17 protein-coding genes, 1 tRNA gene and 1 riboswitch are annotated in these 20,631 nt (G+C 43.6%); of the genes, 12 read left to right on the forward strand and 6 right to left on the reverse strand.

Annotated elements, in window-relative coordinates; all coding sequences use genetic code 11:
* Window positions 1–161: 161 nt before the first annotated feature.
* Window positions 162–1,358: a hypothetical protein gene (locus tag DOD25_RS00600; protein ID WP_112928512.1), complete on the forward strand. Its 1,197-nt coding sequence runs from the start codon at window positions 162–164 to the stop codon at window positions 1,356–1,358.
* Window positions 1,359–1,601: 243 nt separating this feature from the next.
* Here the strand turns inward: DOD25_RS00600 and DOD25_RS06375 are convergent, their stop codons facing one another.
* Window positions 1,602–1,754, reverse strand: coding sequence for a hypothetical protein (locus DOD25_RS06375; protein WP_162720531.1), 153 nt, complete (start codon window positions 1,752–1,754; stop codon window positions 1,602–1,604).
* A riboswitch (M-box (ykoK) riboswitch) is annotated at window positions 1,727–1,887 on the forward strand. Its footprint overlaps the gene before it by 28 nt.
* Before the next feature lie 104 nt (window positions 1,888–1,991).
* Between DOD25_RS06375 and DOD25_RS06395 the strand changes: the two genes are divergently transcribed.
* From DOD25_RS06395 to DOD25_RS00640, 9 genes are all read left to right on the forward strand, one after another.
* Window positions 1,992–2,138, forward strand: coding sequence for a hypothetical protein (locus DOD25_RS06395; protein ID WP_004574037.1), 147 nt, complete (start codon window positions 1,992–1,994; stop codon window positions 2,136–2,138).
* Window positions 2,139–2,374: 236 nt separating this feature from the next.
* Window positions 2,375–4,123: an ABC transporter permease gene (locus tag DOD25_RS00605; protein WP_004105335.1), complete on the forward strand. Its 1,749-nt coding sequence runs from the start codon at window positions 2,375–2,377 to the stop codon at window positions 4,121–4,123.
* An 82-nt stretch (window positions 4,124–4,205) separates the two neighbouring features.
* Window positions 4,206–5,720, forward strand: coding sequence for an ABC transporter ATP-binding protein (locus DOD25_RS00610; protein WP_032842404.1), 1,515 nt, complete (start codon window positions 4,206–4,208; stop codon window positions 5,718–5,720).
* A gap of 245 nt (window positions 5,721–5,965) precedes the next feature.
* Window positions 5,966–6,331, forward strand: a complete 366-nt coding sequence (rplS, locus tag DOD25_RS00615; protein ID WP_004105329.1) for a 50S ribosomal protein L19 — start codon at window positions 5,966–5,968, stop codon at window positions 6,329–6,331.
* A gap of 28 nt (window positions 6,332–6,359) precedes the next feature.
* The gene (gene lepB, locus DOD25_RS00620) at window positions 6,360–7,148 is read left to right on the forward strand and encodes a signal peptidase I (RefSeq protein WP_004105326.1); all 789 of its coding nucleotides are present in this window, start codon (window positions 6,360–6,362) and stop codon (window positions 7,146–7,148) included.
* 65 nt (window positions 7,149–7,213) lie between these two features.
* Window positions 7,214–7,957: a ribonuclease HII gene (locus DOD25_RS00625; protein ID WP_112928513.1), complete on the forward strand. Its 744-nt coding sequence runs from the start codon at window positions 7,214–7,216 to the stop codon at window positions 7,955–7,957.
* 12 nt (window positions 7,958–7,969) lie between these two features.
* Window positions 7,970–9,073: a LacI family DNA-binding transcriptional regulator gene (locus tag DOD25_RS00630; protein WP_004105321.1), complete on the forward strand. Its 1,104-nt coding sequence runs from the start codon at window positions 7,970–7,972 to the stop codon at window positions 9,071–9,073.
* 258 nt (window positions 9,074–9,331) lie between these two features.
* Window positions 9,332–11,896 carry an ABC transporter gene (locus tag DOD25_RS00635; protein WP_064340569.1) on the forward strand — a complete coding sequence of 855 codons (2,565 nt, stop codon included), beginning with the start codon at window positions 9,332–9,334 and terminating at the stop codon, window positions 11,894–11,896.
* Between the two features lie 51 nt (window positions 11,897–11,947).
* Window positions 11,948–12,658: an HNH endonuclease family protein gene (locus DOD25_RS00640; protein ID WP_004574033.1), complete on the forward strand. Its 711-nt coding sequence runs from the start codon at window positions 11,948–11,950 to the stop codon at window positions 12,656–12,658.
* 56 nt (window positions 12,659–12,714) lie between these two features.
* Here DOD25_RS00640 and DOD25_RS00645 read toward each other — a convergent pair whose 3' ends face one another.
* From DOD25_RS00645 to trxA, 3 genes are all read right to left on the reverse strand, one after another.
* Window positions 12,715–14,310: an MDR family MFS transporter gene (locus DOD25_RS00645; protein ID WP_064340570.1), complete on the reverse strand. Its 1,596-nt coding sequence runs from the start codon at window positions 14,308–14,310 to the stop codon at window positions 12,715–12,717.
* 163 nt (window positions 14,311–14,473) lie between these two features.
* Window positions 14,474–15,460 carry an aggregation-promoting factor C-terminal-like domain-containing protein gene (locus tag DOD25_RS00650; protein WP_032842330.1) on the reverse strand — a complete coding sequence of 329 codons (987 nt, stop codon included), beginning with the start codon at window positions 15,458–15,460 and terminating at the stop codon, window positions 14,474–14,476.
* Window positions 15,461–15,593: 133 nt separating this feature from the next.
* Window positions 15,594–15,935, reverse strand: coding sequence for a thioredoxin (gene trxA, locus DOD25_RS00655; protein WP_004110313.1), 342 nt, complete (start codon window positions 15,933–15,935; stop codon window positions 15,594–15,596).
* Window positions 15,936–16,042: 107 nt separating this feature from the next.
* On the opposite strand from trxA, the gene serS reads away from it, so the two are divergent.
* Complete coding sequence (gene serS / locus DOD25_RS00660; protein WP_064340571.1) at window positions 16,043–17,329, forward strand: serine--tRNA ligase; 1,287 nt, start codon at window positions 16,043–16,045, stop codon at window positions 17,327–17,329.
* A 196-nt stretch (window positions 17,330–17,525) separates the two neighbouring features.
* Window positions 17,526–17,610, forward strand: a tRNA-Ser gene (locus DOD25_RS00665).
* 259 nt (window positions 17,611–17,869) lie between these two features.
* Here DOD25_RS00665 and DOD25_RS00670 read toward each other — a convergent pair.
* Window positions 17,870–19,141 carry a hydroxymethylglutaryl-CoA synthase gene (locus DOD25_RS00670; RefSeq protein WP_101885904.1) on the reverse strand — a complete coding sequence of 424 codons (1,272 nt, stop codon included), beginning with the start codon at window positions 19,139–19,141 and terminating at the stop codon, window positions 17,870–17,872.
* Window positions 19,142–19,176: 35 nt separating this feature from the next.
* On the reverse strand, window positions 19,177–20,559 hold the full coding sequence (locus DOD25_RS00675) for a hydroxymethylglutaryl-CoA reductase, degradative (protein WP_064340378.1): 1,383 nt from the start codon (window positions 20,557–20,559) through the stop codon (window positions 19,177–19,179).
* Window positions 20,560–20,631: the final 72 nt, after the last annotated feature.

The raw sequence follows: 20,631 nt of genomic DNA on the forward strand, positions 1-20,631 counted from the left end.
GCGCGTCTGCTCTTGACTTTTGCGAACGGGGGGGGGGTATGTTAATAGCAGCTTCCAGCCAGACGTTCTGCGCTGGTAGTTATTCACAAAAACTTAAGTTGTGAATATTTAGATTTTTCTTCGCACACATGGTGCGAAGGAGAAGAAGAAAGGAAAATATTATGTTGAATAAGAAGGCTATCGCCGCATTTGCTGCTGGCGCCACCCTCCTCTCTGGTTTCGCTTTTGCTGCTCCAGCAATGGCTTACAGCACAGTGTGCCCAGTACCAGCGCCTTATCATAAGGATGCTAAGCGCGTTGCAGACGCTGCTTACGATACTTATATTGGTGCCCAGACTGTTCTTAATGGTATGACTGTTTCTCCAGCTCCTGCAAAGGATTCTGAAGCTGAACATTATACTAAGACTAACGCTTCTGGCTTGTTGGAAAATACTGCTGATCCAGCTGCAGTCTCACATAATTTGTTTGAGAGGGTTCAGAAGTATGTGGATGCTTACAATGCTCATGTAACTTCTCAGAAGGCTTTTGATGAGCAATCTCGCCATGTAGCTGATCTTCAGGATGCATATCTTGGTGCGAAGTATATTCTTGAGCATTGCGCTAAGCCAGATTTAACTGAGCATGATATTAAGTTGGCTCTTATTAACAAGGTTCGTATTGCTAAGATGAACTTGGACAATGCTGATAACGAGTTTGCTATTGCCAAGAAGAACCTTATGGATGCTTATAAGGCTGCTGTTGCAGCTCAGGCTGAGTACAACAAGCGCAAGGCTGATTTTGATGCCGCTGAGCGTGCTTACCAGCTCTTCAAGGCTTCTGGTGTGAACGATTCTGCTACCGAGACTCGTTTGTTTGATACCATGAAGCGTGCTGCTGCTCATGTGACTCGTACTCTTGCTGCTTGGCAGACCGCTAAGGGTAATTATGATGATGCTTTGAAGAAGGCTCTCAAGGCTGAAGTAATTTACAATAAGGCTTTGGCTCTTTACAAGGCTGCTTACAATGAGGCTGTTGCTGGCGGTGTAGATCCATCTTTGTTGCCACCAGTTAAGACTTCTGATCCTTTGGATCCAAAGCTGAAGTCTATTCCAGGCATGAATGAAGCTTATGCTTCTGCTATGAATAGCAAGTTTGGTAAGGAAGTTAAGGCTACTACTCAGAAGGGTAAGGATACCAAGGCTTCTGCTCAGCAGAACAACAATGCTAACGGTGCTGCCGCTGGTGCAAACGGTGCCGCTGGTGCAAACGGTGCCGCTGCCGCTGGTTTAGCTAAGACTGGTGCTGCTGTAGCTATGGCTGCTGTTGCTGCTTCTGTGCTTGCTGGCATGGGTGCTGCTCTTCGCAAGATCCGTCACTAAGCTAAAAGCGCTAAATGTACATGGTGAGCGTATTTCAAATATGAATGCGCTCACCGCAATAATCTTGCACTCAACAATGGCATAGAGTGTAGGGCTCTTTGCTCTGGCGGATTTAAGTTTGCTTGTTTTACTGGCTATGCTGTTTTGCTAAAATTCCTTTTTTCACGGCATTTGCTAGTTCTTGTTTGCTTTTTCTGCTGTTGGGTGTGTTTGGCTTTCGGTTTTGTTTGAGCTACTAGGGGCTCATTCAAAGCCGAAAGCTTTTTTATTGCGTAAAAATCCTATTTTTAAACGATAAAGCTGCGCCTTTTGCGGCATTGCAATGTGTTTTGCTGCATGTTGACACAACTGCAACAATAATTTATAATGAGCACGGTCGGTAGGTAAGGCTACCACGGGGATACGGGTTGCTGCCGCAACACAGTGGAGACACTGCACGCTGGTTAACAGTCGTTGTCGAATTCAAGGCTTCGACTAATGCAACGCCACCGCCCTGCGAAGCTGAAGCTTGAACGACGTGGCACGCTTAACATGCGTTTGTGTGTTTTGGTGCGCCTCTGTTCTCTTGTAAACCTCCGATTCAATGATGAAGATTTGCGCCGGCAGCGCACTAACTTAAGGAGGTGATTTGCCGTGAAACATGACAGTAAAAGCCATAATTCTAGTACTCGTACTGATGAAGGCTCTGACACTATTGGCAGTAGTAGTTCGGATGTTCCTCCTGAATATATGAAGCCGGCAATCACCGAATTTAGGTTGCAAAACTTGCGAAATATATAACTTACGAAATACAACTTACGAAGTATAATTTACGAAATATAATTTGTGGAGTTAAAACGTGAGTTCTAGTTATTTGCGCCTGTAACGTAATCAATGGTGATACGGCTACGCAAGAATTTACGAAAATCTAAATAGAAATTCGCATAGAAATCTCAATAGATATCTGCGTAATAAATGAATAGAAATAAAAAATACACGAAAGTGAACCCACTTATTGCCTATTCGAGGACTTTATTATGACCGTATTTACAACTTCGCGCAAAGAAAGCGCAGGCGCGCAAGTCGACGAGAACACTCGTTTCTGGTCGGATATTATTGTGTGCGTTGGCATTATTGCCGTTTTTGGCGTAACTGCCTTCCTTATTCAGCGCATAAATCAACCGATTGGTCCAAGTGGCATACCATCTAAGGTATCCACGGACTTAATCAATCTGCCTTACTACACTTTGCGCTCAGTATTTCGCATGCTGATCGCATTAGTTGCATCTCTTATATTTACTATTGTTTATGGCTCTATTGCAGCTCGCAGTCGTAGGCTTGGCAAGGTGCTTATTCCTCTTCTAGATATTTTGCAATCAGTTCCAATTCTTGGCTTCCTTTCGGCAACTGTCACGATTTGGTTGGTAATTTTCCCTGGATCGATGCTTGGTGTTGAAGCCGCTTCGATTTTTGCTATTTTTACGAGTCAAGCATGGAATATGACTTTTTCGTTCCACCGTTCGCTGCTCAGCGAGCCAAAGGAACTGGATGAGGCAGTTCGTAGTTTGCAACTCACGCATTGGCAACGTTTCTGGGTGCTAGACATGCCTAACGCAATGATTCCTCTGCTTTGGAATTGCATGATGTCTGTTGGAGGCGGATGGTTCTTCCTTACAGCTTCGGAAATGATTTCCGTAAATAATCACACTTACGCTCTTCCTGGCATCGGTAGTTTTGTGGCACAAGCTGCTGCTGAAAATAAGCTTGGTCTTATTTGGTGGGCTATTGTGTCGATGGTGATTGTTGTTTTGGCACTTGACTTCTTCTTGTGGAAACCGCTTACAGCTTGGGCTGAGCGTTTCCGCATTACGCAAAGCGCATCTGATAATGAGCGTCACAGTGCTATTTTGACTCTTATTCGTCACTCTCATGCAGATGAAGTTATTAGTAAACTGTTTTTGCCAATTCGCGAGTGGCTTGAAAAAGTAACGCGCCCATTCGGTCGCACAGGCTCCAAGTGGCCTCACAAGGCTGCTCAGCATAAGCTTGGTGATTGGGTATTTAACGTTATTATGCTAATTATTGTGGCTGCTGGCGCTGCCCATATGCTTTACTTTGTGTATACAACTGCAGGTTTGCATGAGTTTATTACTGCAGGCATGCTTGGTGGCATCACTTTTATACGCGTTGCTGTGTTGATTTTAATAAGCTCGCTTATTTGGGTTCCTGTTGGTGTTGTAATCGGCATGAATCCTAAGATTTCGCGTATTATGCAGCCTATAGTGCAAATTCTTGCTAGCTTCCCAGCAAACTTCATCTTCCCGTTTGCTATGGCTTGGTTTATGGCTTGGCATATTGATCTTGGTTGGGGAAGTATTATTTTGATGGCTCTTGGTACGCAATGGTACATTCTGTTCAATGTTATTGCAGGTGCTAGTGCTATCCCTGATGATTTGCGTGAAATGACGCGCAGCTTCCGCTTGGATCGTACTTTGCGATGGAAGACGCTTATTTTGCCGTCTATTTTCGGTTCATGGTGCACTGGCGGTATTACAGCTGCAGGCGGTGCATGGAATGCTTCAATTGTGTCTGAGATTGTGGAATATGGAAAGAATCACATGGAAACTCAGGGTTTGGGCGCATATATTACTAATGCAACCACTTTAGGAGATTCTGCGCGCACTTTAGTTGGCGTAACTGTTATGAGCTTGATTGTTGTTTTAAGCAACCGATTATTCTGGTCGCCAATGCAACGTATTTCCGAAAAACGTTACGTATTGAATTAAATCGACTAATAAAATTTACTAATAAAATTTACTAATAAATCGCTTAAAATAACAAAATTTTATGAAAAAGATTGGCAAAATTATGAATACTTTAAAGAGCAATGCAAAAAAAGTGCAATCCTCAATTACAAGCGATATTATCGACGCAAAGCACATCAGTCAAAGCTTCACTTCTGACAGTGGCACTACTCAGCACGTTTTGCACGATATTTCTTTCACCCTTCGCGAAGGTGAAATCGTAGCAATATTAGGACGTTCTGGTGCTGGAAAATCAACTTTCCTACGCACAATGGCTGGTCTTGTGCAGCCAACAGAAGGCACAGTAACATATCGCGGACGCGAGCTGACAGGCCCAAACCCAGGGGTTGCAATCGTATTTCAAACCTTCGCTCTTATGCCGTGGCTTACAGTACAAGACAATGTGGAACTTGGTTTGCGCGCTAGAGGCGTTAGTAAAGAAAAGCGTACTGAGCTTGCTTTAGCTGCAATTGACGCAATCGGTTTGGACGGCTTTGAAACAGCATATCCTAAGGAACTTTCCGGCGGTATGCGTCAGCGAGTTGGTATTGCGCGCGCGTTGGTGCTACGACCGGATGCATTGTTTATGGACGAGCCATTCTCTGCTCTCGATGTGCTTACTGCAGAAAACTTGCGTCAGGAAGTTCTTAAGCTGTGGTCTAGCGAGGAGCGAGATATTAAGTCTGTGCTTATTGTGACGCACAATATTGAAGAAGCTGTGCAAATGGCTGATCGCGTTGTGGTTCTTGGATCTCATCCAGGTCACTTAATTGCTGATGTGAATGTTGATTTGCCTCGTCCTCGAGATAAGCACAGTGCTGAATTTGAAGCGATGGTTGATAATCTGTATGCTATTTTGACTGGTTCTGCTCCAGAAAGCGCTGCAGAGCAAGACGCTTCCGAAGATGCTGATTCTCAAGATCAAGCAAATAATGCAACTAATGAAGATGCTGAAGATAACGAAGCTGCAGCAATTGCAGATATGCTTATTCAGCGCCACCATGACGATGAAGATGAAGATAAGCAAAGTGAGGATGAAGCTGAAGCAGGTGAGGCAAAGGCAGAGCCTGTGGCTGTTCATTTGCTTCCAAACGCTACACCAGGTGGTATGGCTGGTTTGCTTGACGTGATTTCTGAAAACCCAGATGGCATTGATTTGGCTGATTTGGCAGCTGATTTGTCGTTTGAGATTGATGATTTGTTCCCACTTGTCGATGCGGGTACGATGCTTAATTTACTTACTGCAGAAAACGGTCATATTACTATTACTTCTGAGGGTGAAGAGTGGCATAATGCCGATATTTTGCACAGTAAGCAAGTTTTTGCTCGTCTTGCGATTGAACATGCACCTCTTGTGCACGCAATTGATCAAGCTTTGAGTAGGAATCGTAACGGAAAGCTTCGTGGCGAGCTGATTTTGGATTTGTTGCGCAGTAAGCACACGGATGCTTTGGCACGTCAGCAGTTTGATATTGCAATTAGCTGGGGTCGTTACGGCGAGTTGTTTGATTATGACGCTGATGATGACGAGTTGACTCGTACAGTTGAAACTGCTCCTCTCGATGGAGTTGTGCGCTGAAATAGTGCGGAATAGTGCGGAATTATGCTCAATAATGTCCATTATTGAGCATAATTTGGTATTTGTATGCTTTCGATAAAGGGATGCCGCATAGTTCTTTTATCTTTTAGGTCTAGTCGCTTCTTATTTAAGATTGCGCGGATCGGAAGCCCCCTAAAAGCGAACTTTTTGGGGAAAGAATTGCGTAGCACATTTGTTGCTAACGCTTACTATGCGTCGATATGCGGCGGCGATGGAGGAATATTATGGTAAATGCTGTAGAAGCATTTGATGCTAAGCATCTTAAGGCTGCTGAAGAAATTCCAGCTTTCCGTCCTGGTGATACCGTTGATGTCAACGTTAAGATTCAGGAAGGCAACAACACTCGTATTCAGACTTTCACCGGCGTTGTGATTGCTCGTAAGGGTGCTGGCGTGCGTGAAACTTTCGTTGTTCGTAAGGTGAGCTTCGGCACTGGTGTTGAGCGTCGTTTCCCACTTCATTCTCCAGCTATCGATTCGATTAAGCTGGTTCGTAGCGGTCGCGTTCGTCGCGCTAAGCTTTACTACTTGCGCGCTTTGCGTGGTAAGGCTGCTCGTATTGCCGAGCGTCGCGATAACTCTGCTAAGTAAAATGGAACTTATGTGAAGGGTATTTGTTATGACTGATGACACGCAAATTAGCGATACTCATATCGTTTCAGTAGCGGGTCATGGTATAGATCCTTCACCGGTTCCACCAGAGCCGGAAGGAGATTTACCTTCCGGCTCTCGCATGTTTAAGCGCAAAAATAGAAAAGGTAAGCATTTTGCACATTCTAAGCGTGCTAAAAATGACCGCCTAACTTTGCGCGATGCTATAACATGGTTCGGTATTCCAGTATTAGTAGTGATACTTATTCGTGTGTTCCTATTTGGAGCTTACACAATTCCTTCTGGCTCTATGCTAGATACTATTCATATTGGCGATTATGTTATTACAACTAAGCTAACTCCGCGCTTATTCCCATTAAAACGTGGAGATATTGTTGTTTTTGAGGATCCTGCACATTGGTTGAGTGGTGAAAATTCTTCCGGTGCTGTTGGCAAGGATTTAATTAAGCGTCTTATTGGTTTGCCTGGAGATACTGTTGAATGTAAAGGCGCTGGGCAGCCTATTGTTGTGAACGGTGTTCCAATACGAGAATCTTCCTATATTCGTCCTGGTGTTGACCCGAGTGCTTTTCCGTTTAAAGTAAAAGTCAAAGCCGGTCACGTGTTTGTTTTGGGTGATAATCGTTCTAATTCTGCAGATTCACGATACCATCGCAATGATGGCGATGACGGTTTAGTTCCTATTTCCAAAATCGAGGGCGTTGCTGTGTTTAGATCGTGGCCGCTTGATCGAATTGGTCTTTTAGACGAACATCATGATGATTTTAACAATGTGCCTGATCGTCCTGCAAAATAAAAGTATTAGCGCAATGAGTATTAACGAAATTGTATTAGCGCGACTTATATCAACTGATTTCAATTATGCCAAATAAATCATCCAATATACCGCTTGTTCCATCATTTAAATATGAGCAAGATCTGCTTTGCGAAGGCTATGATTGGGTTATTGGTCTTGATGAAGTAGGAAGAGGCTCTCTTGCAGGTCCTGTGATGGTAGGAGCTGTAGTTATTGGAATTAAACAAGTAAAAGAAAACTATATGCCTGAAGGCTTAGCTGATTCTAAATTGCTGAGCGAAAAGCGTCGAGAAGAGCTTTATGAACCGTTGCAAAAATGGTGTACAACTTGGGCAGTCGGATCTTGCACTAACACAGAAATTGATGAGTGGGGCATTAGCTATGCGCTTGGTGTCGCTGCATTAAAAGCAATTTCTAAAGTTGAAGAAGATATTAAAAAGCTAAGTTTTAGCGTAAATGCGAATACGCGTGCGAATACGCGTGCGAATTCAAACTTTCGTATTGCCGCAATATTGGATGGACCTTGCGATTATATTGACAAAGTCGCAAATACTTTTGACGCTCCTTACGTTCCTGAGCCTGTAAAAGTTCATACTTTAGTAAAAGCAGACAGGCAGTGTGCGAGCGTAGCTGCAGCTGCAGTTTTGGCAAAAGTTACTAGAGATAATCTTATGGTATCTCTTGCTAAAAATCCGCAATATGAAGCCTACGATTGGGCAAGTAATAAGGGTTACGGTTCTTTAGCTCATCGCAATGCCATTAAAAAAGTAGGACCTAGCGATTTGCATAGATTGTCTTGGCATTTATAAGCGAGGGTGCATATGGCAAAAAATGAAGCAAAACGCGTGTCAATGATCGATGTTGCGCACGCTGCTGGTGTAAGTCATCAAACTGTTTCTCGCGTTATTAATAATTCTCCTGATGTTTCTGCTAGCACGCGAATTAAAGTTCTGCGAGTTATTGAGCAGCTTGGGTATTATCCGAGTAATTCAGCACGCGCATTAGCAACTAAGAAATCGCGTACTTTAGGGCTTATCGTTGGTGCAGAAAATAGAACATCTCGAAACATTATTGCTCCTATAGAAGCGCAAGCAAAATCTCGTGGTCTTTTTCTTTCTATTAGCATGGTCAACGAAACATTATGTGAACAAAGTGATATTCAAGATTTATGCGAGAGTTTTGAAGAGCAAAATGTCGACGGATTAATAATTGACGCTCCAACAGATGCAATATTTACGTCACTGTGTCGTACGCGTATTCTTAAGCCGTGCGTATGCGTTACTGCTACTCATGGTGCAATAAGCGCGCATGAAGGCATGAATATGTTGCGTTCTCATAGCAACGTTGAGTATTCAATGATTGGTATTAATCAATCTCGCGCAATGAACGATATTGTGTCACTTATTGCGCATTATGGACATCGAAATGCCATTTATATAGCAGGTCCTTCGCAATGGAGAGGTGCTGCAACGCGACTCATTGCATGGCGTTCACTTTCAACTGCTCAAGGTATTCATTCGCATATTGTGCAATGTACTTCGTGGAAGTCTTCTGAAAGTTACGCGCGAATGAATCATATGATTGAGAAATTTGGCATAGATGGCATTGCATTGCCGACTGTTATTGTTGCTTCAAGCGATGAGCAGGCAGTAGGAGTTGTGCGTTCCTTGTATGAGCACGGTTTGAAAATTCCAAGTGATATTAGTGTTGTTGGTTTCGGCGATATTCCGGCAATAAGTGATTTTTTCCCACCTCTTACAACTGTGAGTCTCGATATGCAGCAATTAGGGTCGTTGGCAGTGCGTGAAGCTTTGAGATTAATGAATCATGGGCCTGAGCCAGCATTCCCAGATATGTCTCATGGAGTTGGGCAAATACCTGCTGGCTTAAAATTGCGTTCTTCTATTGGTGCCGTATTGAGATAATTTTGCGATTGTGAAAAATTGCATTAAAAAATTATTGAGAATAGAATTAAGAATGGTATTTTTAATTATTTAAATATTGCGTGAAACAGTTGTGAAACAACTTTATTTTCTTAATGCTAATATCTGGCAAAATGGCTTAAAATCAGCATAATTACGCGGATGCCGGCGTGTTGATGGTGTGTGTGAAGCGTAATCTTAACATCAGTTGGGAGTGTGTGGTTTTTTGAATAAATATGGAATAAAGAAAAGGATCAGGAGATGATAAATCGCTGCTTTGCGTTCGTGCCAGGAATTAAGCATCTAGTTATTTTAAGGTCGGCGTGTCTTGCGATTTCTTATCTTGTAAACATAGCTTTTGTCTACGTTTGCGTTGGGATGTTGTCTCCAGTATTAAGACCTGTTCGTTCTACTGGAACTTCTTTAATGAGTTCTGTTGAATTTACGTCTTACATTATTGCTTTAGCTGCTATTATTTTGCTGAAATATGCAGTTTTTTACTGGTCGTGTACTGTTTGTGCAGAAATTGAGTCGCGAATAGCTATGCGTTTGCGCCCTAAAATGTTGCACGCAATGTTATCTCTACGTTCTGTAGATATTGAAGATTCTCATGACATTACTTCTTTGCGTGTAAATGAAGATATTTTTGCAATACAAAGTTTTGTTGCTTCTTTAGTTCCACAAATTATTGCAGCTATTCCTGTTCCTGTAGTTGTTTCTGCAGCACTATTTACAGTTAACCCTGCTATAGCCGGGATTTGCGCATTAGCTGCATTGTTTAATGTCGCTTCTCTTATATTCTCGTTGGCACTAAGCCCAGTATCGTGGCGTTGTGTAAGTGCGTTATTTGCCTATGTTATTGCTGGACTCGCAATTGTTGCAACTGTTTGGTTATCTTCCGTTAAAGGTGTAGGTCTTGCTGCAGCTCTGTTAACAATGCCCTTGTTAATGTTAAGCGTCCAGCCACTGAGAATTGTTGGTAAGAATATGCATGTAGTTAAGCATGCTGTTCATGGTTTGGATCATGTTGAAGCATTGTTGAAAATGGTTACTGATTCTCCTGCTCCAATAGCATTTAGTGACGATGGTTCAACATTATCTTTGCCTGATGGCTCAACCAATATTGCTTTGCGTATGCGATGCAATATTTCGGAAAATAATGCGAACACTAATGAAGCCCAGCGTTTATCGATAATTGCAAAATCTGGTGAATTGCAAGTTATTCCAAGTAAATATCATCATGTTATGCGTGAGAAAATACTTTCTGGTACAGGTTTTAACAAATCTGCTGACATATTGCTTTCTTATAGCGACCGTTATGATATTCATGAAGATGATGTTTCTCCATTTGTAGTTTCTGAAGTATTTGACGCAAACGATAGTGCATCTTACTTGTCGTTGAATGATGCAAGTTCTGCAGCTTTAGCAGATATTGTTACTATAGTTAGCGAGCGAAGTCATCTATTTTCCACAACATTGCGAGAAAACTTACTTTTGGCTGCTCCAACAGCTACGACTACTGCGATGTGGGATGCATTGCGAGCTGTGCGAATAGATGGCGTTGTTTATGCCGATTACGACGGTCTAGATATGCCAATAGATAGACTTTTTAATAATCCTGAAGCATCCTATAATTCTGAAGATTTAAAGCGTCGTGTTATTCTTGCTAGAGCAATTTTAAGACACACTAAAGTGTACGTTTTTGATTATTCCCAATGTGATATTAGCAATCATGAAGCTGAAGAAATTGTTAAAATATTGCGTCGCATAGCGCGTTATGCGAATGTAATAGTGTTAATGCCAAATGATGCTGGAATTAGCGCAACTGATGAAATAGCAACTGTAGAATCGTATCGTCATGTTGCTAATGATAGTTCTAAAAATATTACGCAACTAAATCAATTAAACGAATCTCAGAACTCGCAAAACTCACGAAACTCGCAAAACGTTGAGCAAGCTCAGCAAGATCCTAATAAAAACAAGCATATTTCTTCTATTGCAAGTATTGCTTACACTTATGAAGTGAGAACAATCTCAAAGTTCAAACGTGCTATTTTTGCTTTTATATCAATGTTTAGTACTGCTCTCAATCTTGTTTCTGCAGTATGTATTCCTGTTGCTATTGTTTCAGCAATGTTTGCTGTTGCAGGACGTCCAATATTTGGTTTTGTAATGCAACAGTGTGTGCTTGTTGCTGTTGCTTGTATGGCAGTTCGTGCATTAACTCTTGTTACAACATTTGCAGGTGTAGATATGCATCACGAACGTTGGCATAAAGCTCATATCAGCATGAATGTTGGAATGATATTTGCAGTTGTGCCGCTTATGGTTGTTTTGTACTATTTCGATGCGAATTTGTCTTATGTAGCTATTGCTTCGTGCGTGTTTATTATGTTTATTGTTCCTCGATACTTACTTATACGCTCCAAGCATATTGCAAATAAAGTGCGCATTGAACAACATGAAGTTGAGAATGAAGTAAGTGATATTGAACTTGGTATCGATGAAGTACTTGCATTTAGGCAAGGTGAGCATTGCGTTAATCGAATGGTTACTTCAATGCATAAAGTTTCTCAACAAAGAATGCGTTTGGCTCGTAAAAGTGGAGGCATGTCGGCACTTGTTCTTGCTATATCGTTAATTAGCATTTCTGTAGCAGCACTAGTGGTTTCTCACACTATCCATCCAGTTCCAGCTAATATTCCAGCATGGAGCACTGTTTATGCTGTTATGGCAATGGTTTTGCTTGTAATTATGATTCAGCAAGTTGTAGATGTTGTTTTACAAAGAATACCGTCTGTTATGAGAGTTAAGAGCAGTAACTAACTTTAATTTAAAAAATATAGAATATGCATAAGTTGGGTTGGGGGACTGGACATGCGTAATCGTTGTAACAAGAGGCAGTTTCTTGCGCTGTTTTGGATGCTGTTGTTTGCTGTTTTATGTGGGATTGTTATTGGCTTGTTGCTTCCTAAAATAAACAGTAACGTTGGGAAGATTACAGGAGAATATGAAGCAAGCGGAGAAGCTGCGCAAGCATTGAAAAAATTGCGTATATCTAAGCCTTATCGTTACGGGTACGAGCGTCAAGTATTTGGATATCGTACTACTGACGATGACGGTAACGGATGTGACGTTAGGGAAGATGTTTTAGCGCGTGATTTACAAAATGTGAAATACAAGTACGCAGGATCTTGCCAAGTGCGTTTCGGCTTGTTGCATGATCCGTATACTGGCAAAGATATCAACTTCGTGCGTGGGCGAAAAACTAGTGCCTTAATTCAAATAGATCATGTTGTTGCATTACAAAATGCGTGGGAATCTGGAGCATGGAAATGGAATCGTGCAAAACGATTAAAATTTGGCAACGATATGATGAATCTACTCGCGGTTGAAGGAGCTGCTAATCAAGAAAAAGGTTCCGCGTCCGCAGCTTACTGGCTTCCTTCAAACAAAACCTTTAGGTGCGAATATGTTGCTAGGCAAATAGCTGTTAAATATAAATATGGTTTAACTGTAACTCGCGAAGAAAAGCAGAGTATGGAAAGCGTATTGCATAACTGTTCTGCACAGAAATTGCCAAAGTAAGGATTTTGCTCAGTCTAGTATCCTTAAAAGCGACTTAGTAAGCGTTTAATAAGCATTTAGTAATGATTATGGGTGTGATCGTGCATTACGTCGTGATGCTCTGCTGAATGAGGAATATGCAAAACGCGCATACGGTCAATAGCTCTACGCGCAAGATTGTGAGCAGAACCTGTGCCTTCGCCCTTGACTCCAAAAATAACGATAAGAGCCATAATTCCCGTAATAATAGCACTAATGCGCAAAGTCCATTGAACTCCAAAAATACTAGCAGCAACATCGGCAGCGTGACCTGTGCCAGAATGGTGAAGAGTTGTCAATACTGTCATTGTAACTACTAAAACAGGTGCTCCAATAGCGCCCCAAAGCTGACGCATAGTATTAGTTACAGCCGAACCGTCGCCAAGCTCTTCCTTACGCAAACAATTAAGTGACCACGTAGTTATTGGCATAAGCAAGAATCCCATGCCAATTTGGCGAGTAAACTGCCAAATGGAAATCCACCAAATCCACGTATCCATGTCAATAAGACTCATCATTACAGTGCCAAAAAACAGAATAATAGAGCCTGCCATAGCAACTGGGCGCACTCCAAAGCGATCTAGCATACGACCACCAAAATACTGCGAAATAGCCATGCCGAACGCTCCAGGAAGCAGAATTAAGCCGCTCATAGTTGCTGAAAAACCACGATCAGACTGAATATAAAGCGGAATAAGCACCATAATTGAGCTGAAAGCAAAAAATGTAAGGCAAGCGCAAATAGTACCTACCATAAAGTAGCGGTTTTTAAGCACATTAAGACCAAGAAGAGGAGTGTGACCGCGTTTTTGCGCTCGCAACTGCCTTATAACAAACCAAGCAATTCCAAAAGCACCAATAATCATAGGAGCCCAAGATAATGGGTGGGAAATTCCGCATCCTTCAATATTAGTGAATCCAAACATGAGTCCGCCGAAGCCGATAACCGAAAGACCAACCGAGAAGAAATCAGCATGCGCGTTAAGATCATGTTCTCCAAAATTATGCAAGAAAAATACTGCTAAAACGACGGATAGCGCTCCGATAATAGTAAGAGAGCAGAAAATAGAACGCCATCCATTAATATCAGTTTGCAAACCGCCAATAGTAGGACCGATTGCTGGAGCAATACTCATAGCCATGCCAACGCTTCCCATTGCCACACCTCTGCGAGTAACAGGGTAGACGGAGAATACGGTAATTTGTAAAACAGGCCACATTACGCCAGTGCCAATAGCTTCAAGAGTTCTGCCAACAAGTGCCATCATAAAGTCGCTACTAAGCCATGCAAGTACGGATCCAAAAGTAAAAAGCGACATGGAAGTAATAACAATTTGGCGAGTAGAAAAGCGTCTTGTTAAAAATGCTGTAAGTGGAACCATAATTGCCATAATCAGCTGGAAAATAGAAGTAAGCCACTGACCAGTTGTGACGCTTATGCCAAATTCTTGAACTATTGTTGGCAATGCTGCAGTAAGTTGTAATTGTGCGAAATTGCCAATAAATGTAATAAACGTAAGAATAGCAAGAGAAATTAAAGCAGGACGTGTAAGACGATTGTTATTGTATGCTTCTTCGCCTGTTAGCGCATGGCTGAGATTTTGGCTTTTATTAGACAGCCATGTTGAGTGCATCAAAATAAAACATCCTTTTTATTCTTAAACGTAGTTTTTCTTAAGCATATTTTTAAGCATAGGTGGCAAAAGTCAATCGACTTAAGTCTATTCTCTTATCTATTACAACGAAAAATTGTAAGACTTAATTTGCGCAAAACAATAATATCTAGACTGATTCTAATCAGTAGCTGTGGTAGGAAAGCCAATGATTGTAAGCGCCTTGAATGGAGCCATAACGACCATTGCAATAATTCCAGAACCAGCGGAGCTGAGTTTGATAGTTAGTAGCCCAATCAGCTCCGGCAGAAGCCATTTTTCCGCCTGGCAAAGCTTGAGGTAAACCGTAAGCTCCAGAAGGATTCATTGCGTTTACGCGCCAGCCAGATTCATGAGAAATAATAAATACTGTTGCAGTAAAATCAGCTTCACTATAACCGTTAGAAATAAGCCAATCGTGAGCCCATTGTTGCATCTCGCCAGCAGGAACAGTCGTGCCGATAGAAGCAGCTAAGCCAAGTCCGGCAGAAGAACCGCCAGTTCCAACAAGAATAACCTTATCTTTTGGAGCTTTTTTAACATAAGAAGCAAAAATATTAGAGGAAACTATTTTTCCCTTAGTTCGAGTAACTATTTTTGCTGTTTCCATTACGCCGTTAGCGCCTTCACTTTGCACCTTCTCAGTACCTTTTGGAAGTGCAGCAGTTTCCTTTTTAACGACGTTAAACGCGATTGGGTCGTCGGAATTTTCTAATTTTGCGCCTGCACGATTAATAGTAATAACAGTTGATTCGCTAACTTTAGTTGTAAGAGATGGAGTAACAACATCGTGTGGCTCAAGAGTGATATCCCCGGCATCAAGAACGGATTTTACATCAGTGAAATTAGTGCCCAAAATAGTACGATGATGACCATTTATAACAACGTTAACATATGAAGTTGCGCTATCATGCAACATGCGACGGCTAGCACTACGAGAAACTTGCGAAGAATCGGTTGCCGAATAAGAAGTAACCTGAACAGCGTGACCTTTAGACGAAGCGTAAAAATCTCGCGAGGCAAAACCAAGTATCACCAAAGCAATGAAGCCTAAAATAACCGCGCTAACTCTAGCCCACTGTCGTAAACTGAGTGAACCAAGCGTAACAGTATGCTTACGGTGACTGGCCATAACCCTCCTTATTTCTGCAATTACTCTATTGATATTTGCAAACGCTCGCAACGTAGAGTAATAAAACTAAAATGTATGTGCAAAACGTATATGCAAAACCTCACATATTGTATCTCATGGCATAGTCTATAAATCAGGATTCAGAATCATTAGATTCGTAAGATTTAGCTTGTTCAACCAAATCTTCTAAATCAGAAGCTAGTAATGCTCCAGCTTGTCTATAAATAACTTCGCCGCGCTTAATAACCATTACTGTTGGAACAGCTTGGATTTGAGCAGCTGCAGCAATCTCGTTGCTTTTGTCAATATCAACTTTTACGAAAGGAATTTCGGGATATTTTTCACTGACCTTCTCAAAAATAGGACCAAAAGACCTGCATGGACCGCACCACGTTGCCCAAAAATCGACAACAACTATTTCATTTGTCGAAGCAATCTTCTCAAAATTTTCTGTAGTAGCATGTATTGCTGCCATATTACTCCCTCAATATTTTGCGTATTTGCTTTATTGTACGTGCCGCCTTGCATAAATGTTGTCGATAGTGCGCTTATCTGTCGTCTTGCGGCACTAGGCTAGGAGTCATGCTTGATATCCAATTTATTCGTGAACATGCCGACGTAGTTAAGGAATCGCAGCGCAAGCGCGGTGAATCCGTTGAGCTCGTCGATGAAGTATTGCACAACGATGACTTGCGTCGTACTGCTCTTAAGGCTTTTGAAGAGGCTCGCGCTGAGCAAAAAGCTATTGGTAAGAAGGTTGCAACAGCTAGCGCGGAGGAAAAGGTTGCTCTTATTGCCGAAACTAAAGAATTAGCTTCGAAGGTTGCAGAATACAAGGCTGAATCCGAAAAAGCTACTGCCGACTACACTACAGCAATGTGGAAGCTTTCTAACATCGTTGAAGATGAAGCTCCAGAAGGCGGAGAAGACGATTATGTTGTAGTTAAGAAGGTTGGCACACCTCGCGATTTTGCAGCTGAAGGTTTCGAGCCAAAGGATCATTTGACTCTTGGAACTGGCGTTGCTGGAATTGATATGCGTCGCGGCGTGAAGGTTGCAGGATCTCGCTTCTACTTCTTGCGCGGTGCTGTGGCTCGCCTGCAAATCGCAATGCTTACTATGGCTGTTGATCAAGCCGAAGAGCACGGTTTTACGCTTGCGATTACGCCAACGCTTGTGCGCCCGGAAGTAATGCGCGGAACTGGCTTCTTGAATTCTCATGCGGACGAGATTTACCGTTTGCGCGAGCCAGATGATCAGTATTTGGTCGGTACTTCCGAAGTTGCTTTGGCTGGTATGCATGAGGATGAGATTCTTGACTTAAGCGATGGTGCTTTGCGTTATTGCGGTTGGTCGAGCTGCTACCGTCGTGAGGCTGGTGCTGCCGGAAAGGATACTTCTGGTATTATTCGCGTGCATCAGTTTGATAAAGTTGAGATGTTCGTTTATTGCAAGCAGGAAGATTCTCGCGCTGAGCATCAGAAGTTGCTAGGCATGGAGCAAGAAATGCTTGCTAAGGTAGAAGTGCCTTACCGCATTATTGATACTGCTGCAGGTGACCTTGGTTCTTCTGCCGCTCGTAAGTTTGATTGCGAAGCTTGGGTTCCAACGCAAGGACGTTACCGTGAGCTTACTTCTACTTCTAACTGCACTGAGTATCAGGCTCGCCGCTTGAATGTGCGTGAACGTATGGAAGATGGTGGAACTCGTCCAGTTAGTACGCTTAACGGCACTTTGGCTACTACTCGCTGGCTTGTGGCTATTTTGGAAAATCATCAGCATGAGGATGGTTCGATTGATATTCCGAAGGCTATGCAGGCTTATATGGGTGGCAAGGAAGTCATTGAGCCAACTAAGTGGGAAGCGTGAGTTTGCTCGTGCACAAACACGGCGTTTGTTTCAAAAAATCGTTTAATTAACTACAAAGCCCGGGAAATTACCTGGGCTTTGTTTTTTAGTTGATAAGTTTTTTGAATCTGGGTGTTGTGTGTTGCGTTCTATACGTGATGATATGCTTACCACTTGTGCGTTAAAAGCGGCAATTTGATTGCTTTCGCGCGCAAATGGATGGGTGTCCGAGCGGTCTAAGGAGACGGTCTTGAAAACCGTTGTAGGGAAACCTACCGCGAGTTCGAATCTCGCCTCATCCGCGAATTAACTAAGCCTAAAGCATGTGAAATTGCTTTAGGCTTTTTTAATTCGCCGAGCTCGGGAAATTAGCAAATTGCGGCAGAAACTTTACAGCGGTGTAAAGAAACGGTCGGTTGTGCGCGGAATAACGGCAGAAACTTTACAGCAGCGCACAGTTTATGCCGCCTACGCACCAAAAAACGGCAGAAACTTTACGTGGGTGTAAAGGAACGGTCGGTTGCGCGCGAGAATCCGATTGAAACGTGCGCTCGCTCGATTTTAGCGCGTGGAATAATGACGCTCTTGAGAAGTGATTGCGTCAAGGAAGAAGTTCGCACCTTCGCGGCAAGACGTGCTGCTTTCGAAATCTTCCGGAGCGTAAGGCGCAACGCTTTCAAACATCTCCTCGTAATCAGCAACGCTTAAACGCACGCGCGAATCAAGCATATCCGCATGCTCGCGCGCAAACAGCGCATTTCTAAATCCTGGCGCAATCGTGCCGCTGAAAAATTCACCAACAGCGCCGGAGCCGTAAGAAAATAGCCCAATCTTATCGCCGCTTTTAAGTGCAGTAAGATTACTATTTTCGCAAGTAAATTCGTCTAACTCAAGTAAAGACAGCAATCCCAAATACAGGGAACCCGTATAGATGTTGCCTACGCGACGGCTGTACTTCGTGCTGGTTTCATAGCGCGAAAGTAAGCGATTGCGCGACGACTCGCTTAGGTTGCTATTATCGCAAGAATCCATCGCAGCCTTAAGCGCCTTCAAACCCATTTTCGTATACGGCAAGTGGAAGCACAATCCGGCAAAATCGTTGAAATTACAACCGTTTTGCGCACAATACTTTTGCCACACGTCGCAGAAAAATTGTATGTACTGCTCAGTCGAAAACTTTCCGCGAGCAAGCGCAGTGTCTTGGTAAACAGGTCGCCAAAAGTCCTGAATATCAGCGGATTTCACAACGCTATCGTCGTTAATTTTAAGCACGTGCGGATTCGCGCTCACAAGCATTGCTACAGCCCCTGCTCCCTGCGTTACTTCGCCAGGTGTAGCAAGACCGTAGCGCGCAATATCGGCTGCAATAACAAGCACTTGCGGATTTTTTTCGGCGTGCGCGCGCACGTAGTCACATGCCATCATCAAAGCCGCGGTGCCGCCGTAGCAAGCTTCTTTTACTTCAATAGAGCGCACCCACGGCGTGAGTTTTAGCAGATTTTGAACGTACAGAGCACTCGATTTACTTGCGTCGACGCCGCTTTCTGTGCCGACGATTAGCATTTTGAGTCGATTGCTATCGATGTGGGGTAGCAGTGGGAGCGCAGCTTGCGCGGCGAGAGTGACGATGTCTTGGTGATTTGGTGGCACAGATTGTTCGCTTTGACCGATTCCGATTGTGAATTTGTTAGGGTCGATTCCGCGGTGTTCCGCCAGTTCTTCGAGGTTTAGGTAATAGTGCGGCGTTGCGAAGGAGATGCGGTCGATGCCGACGGCAAGGGGAGTGGTTGCGGAGGTTGTGGTTGCTGATGTTTCGGTATTTTGTGTGTTCATTTGTCCTAAAATTCCTAAATTTTTCTTAATTTTTCTTAATTTTTACTTGATTCTCGTAACTTTTGAAGTAATTGCGTAACTTTTTCTGTAGTTCTTTCTGCAGGGCTAAGTTGCAAAATATCATGCGCGATTTCCGTGATTTCCGCACCTTTGGCACCTGCTGCAATTGCTAGGTTTGAAGACTGTAATGCCATATGACCTGCTTGAATTCCAGGGCCTGCTAGTGCGCGAAGAGCTGCAAGATTTTGCACCAAACCGAGCGCGGCAAGCGTGTTTCTAAAGTCGTTTGCGTTTTTGTAATTACCGATTTTGATCGCGAGTTTTGCCATTGGAAGCGATGAGATTGAGCCGCCAACAATGCCGATCTGTAGCGGAATTTCAATACTGCCATGGAGTATGGTTTTTCCGTTTAAAGTTTCGGTGTTCCACTTTGACAGTGGTAGGTAGCGACCGGAGCGCGCCGCCCACGCGTGTGCTGCCGATTCTAGCGCTCGCGTATCATTTCCTGACGCGAGCGCGGCTCCTGCGATTCCGTTTAGGATTCCTTTGTTGTGCGTGGCGGCGCGCGCAGGGTCGCTGGCGGCAAGCGCGCTCAATGCCGCGATTCGGCGCGCAAGGCGTTTTCCTTCGCTCTCTCGCTCAGAGTCTTCCAGCCGCCTGGATGCCAGTGCTTCAACCGGTATATGCACTTCTGCTGTGGTGGCAACGCGGCTGGTGTTTGTGAGTATTGCCACTAGCGCCTGCACACCGAGCCAGCTCTCCAGCTGGGCTTTGACGGCTTCGCCCATAGTGTTTACTGTGTTGGCGCCCATTGCGTCGCATGTGTCTACGTCAATCTCGAGCTTTGCGAAGCCGTGCAAAGCTGAAGCGCGGCATTTTCGCGCGCCGCCACCCCTTTTACTCATTGATGGGTGTGACTCGTTTGCAATGCGCAACAGTTCTGCAACCTTTTCTTTATCTTCAACGATTCTGCGCAAGCGCGCCGCCACGCTCCCGTCTGCGTCCTCAAAAGCTATTTGCGCTGTAGTCACGTATTGTGGGGAACGCGCAATAATTCCGTATCCAACGTCAGTCGCCGCGTCAAATCCAACGTCAGTCCCCGCGTCAAATCCAGCGCCAGTCCCCGCAGCAATTCGCGCCCCATTGCACGCAGCTGCAATCACGGACGGCTCCTCGGTTGCAACCAGCACGTCCCGCATTTCGCCGTTCACAATCAGCCCACGCACAACGCCAACCGGCAGCGTATACTTTCCAATTTGATGCTCAATCATATGATTTGCAACGTCTGCAGGAATTGTAGTATCAGAACTTTCCGCAAACTGTTTAAGCAAAAATGTTGCATCAGCATCGTTAATTGCGCCCTCATTTTGCAAGGTTTTTATGCGATTTTCCACGCTTAATTCGCGAAAAGCAGTCATCGAAATCACCTCATGATTTGTAGACTACGAATGCTTCTGATCGCTTCGCATTCTGACTTAGTTGTTTTGCAG

Source organism: Gardnerella leopoldii (genome assembly GCF_003293675.1).
Classification (GTDB): domain Bacteria; phylum Actinomycetota; class Actinomycetes; order Actinomycetales; family Bifidobacteriaceae; genus Bifidobacterium; species Bifidobacterium leopoldii.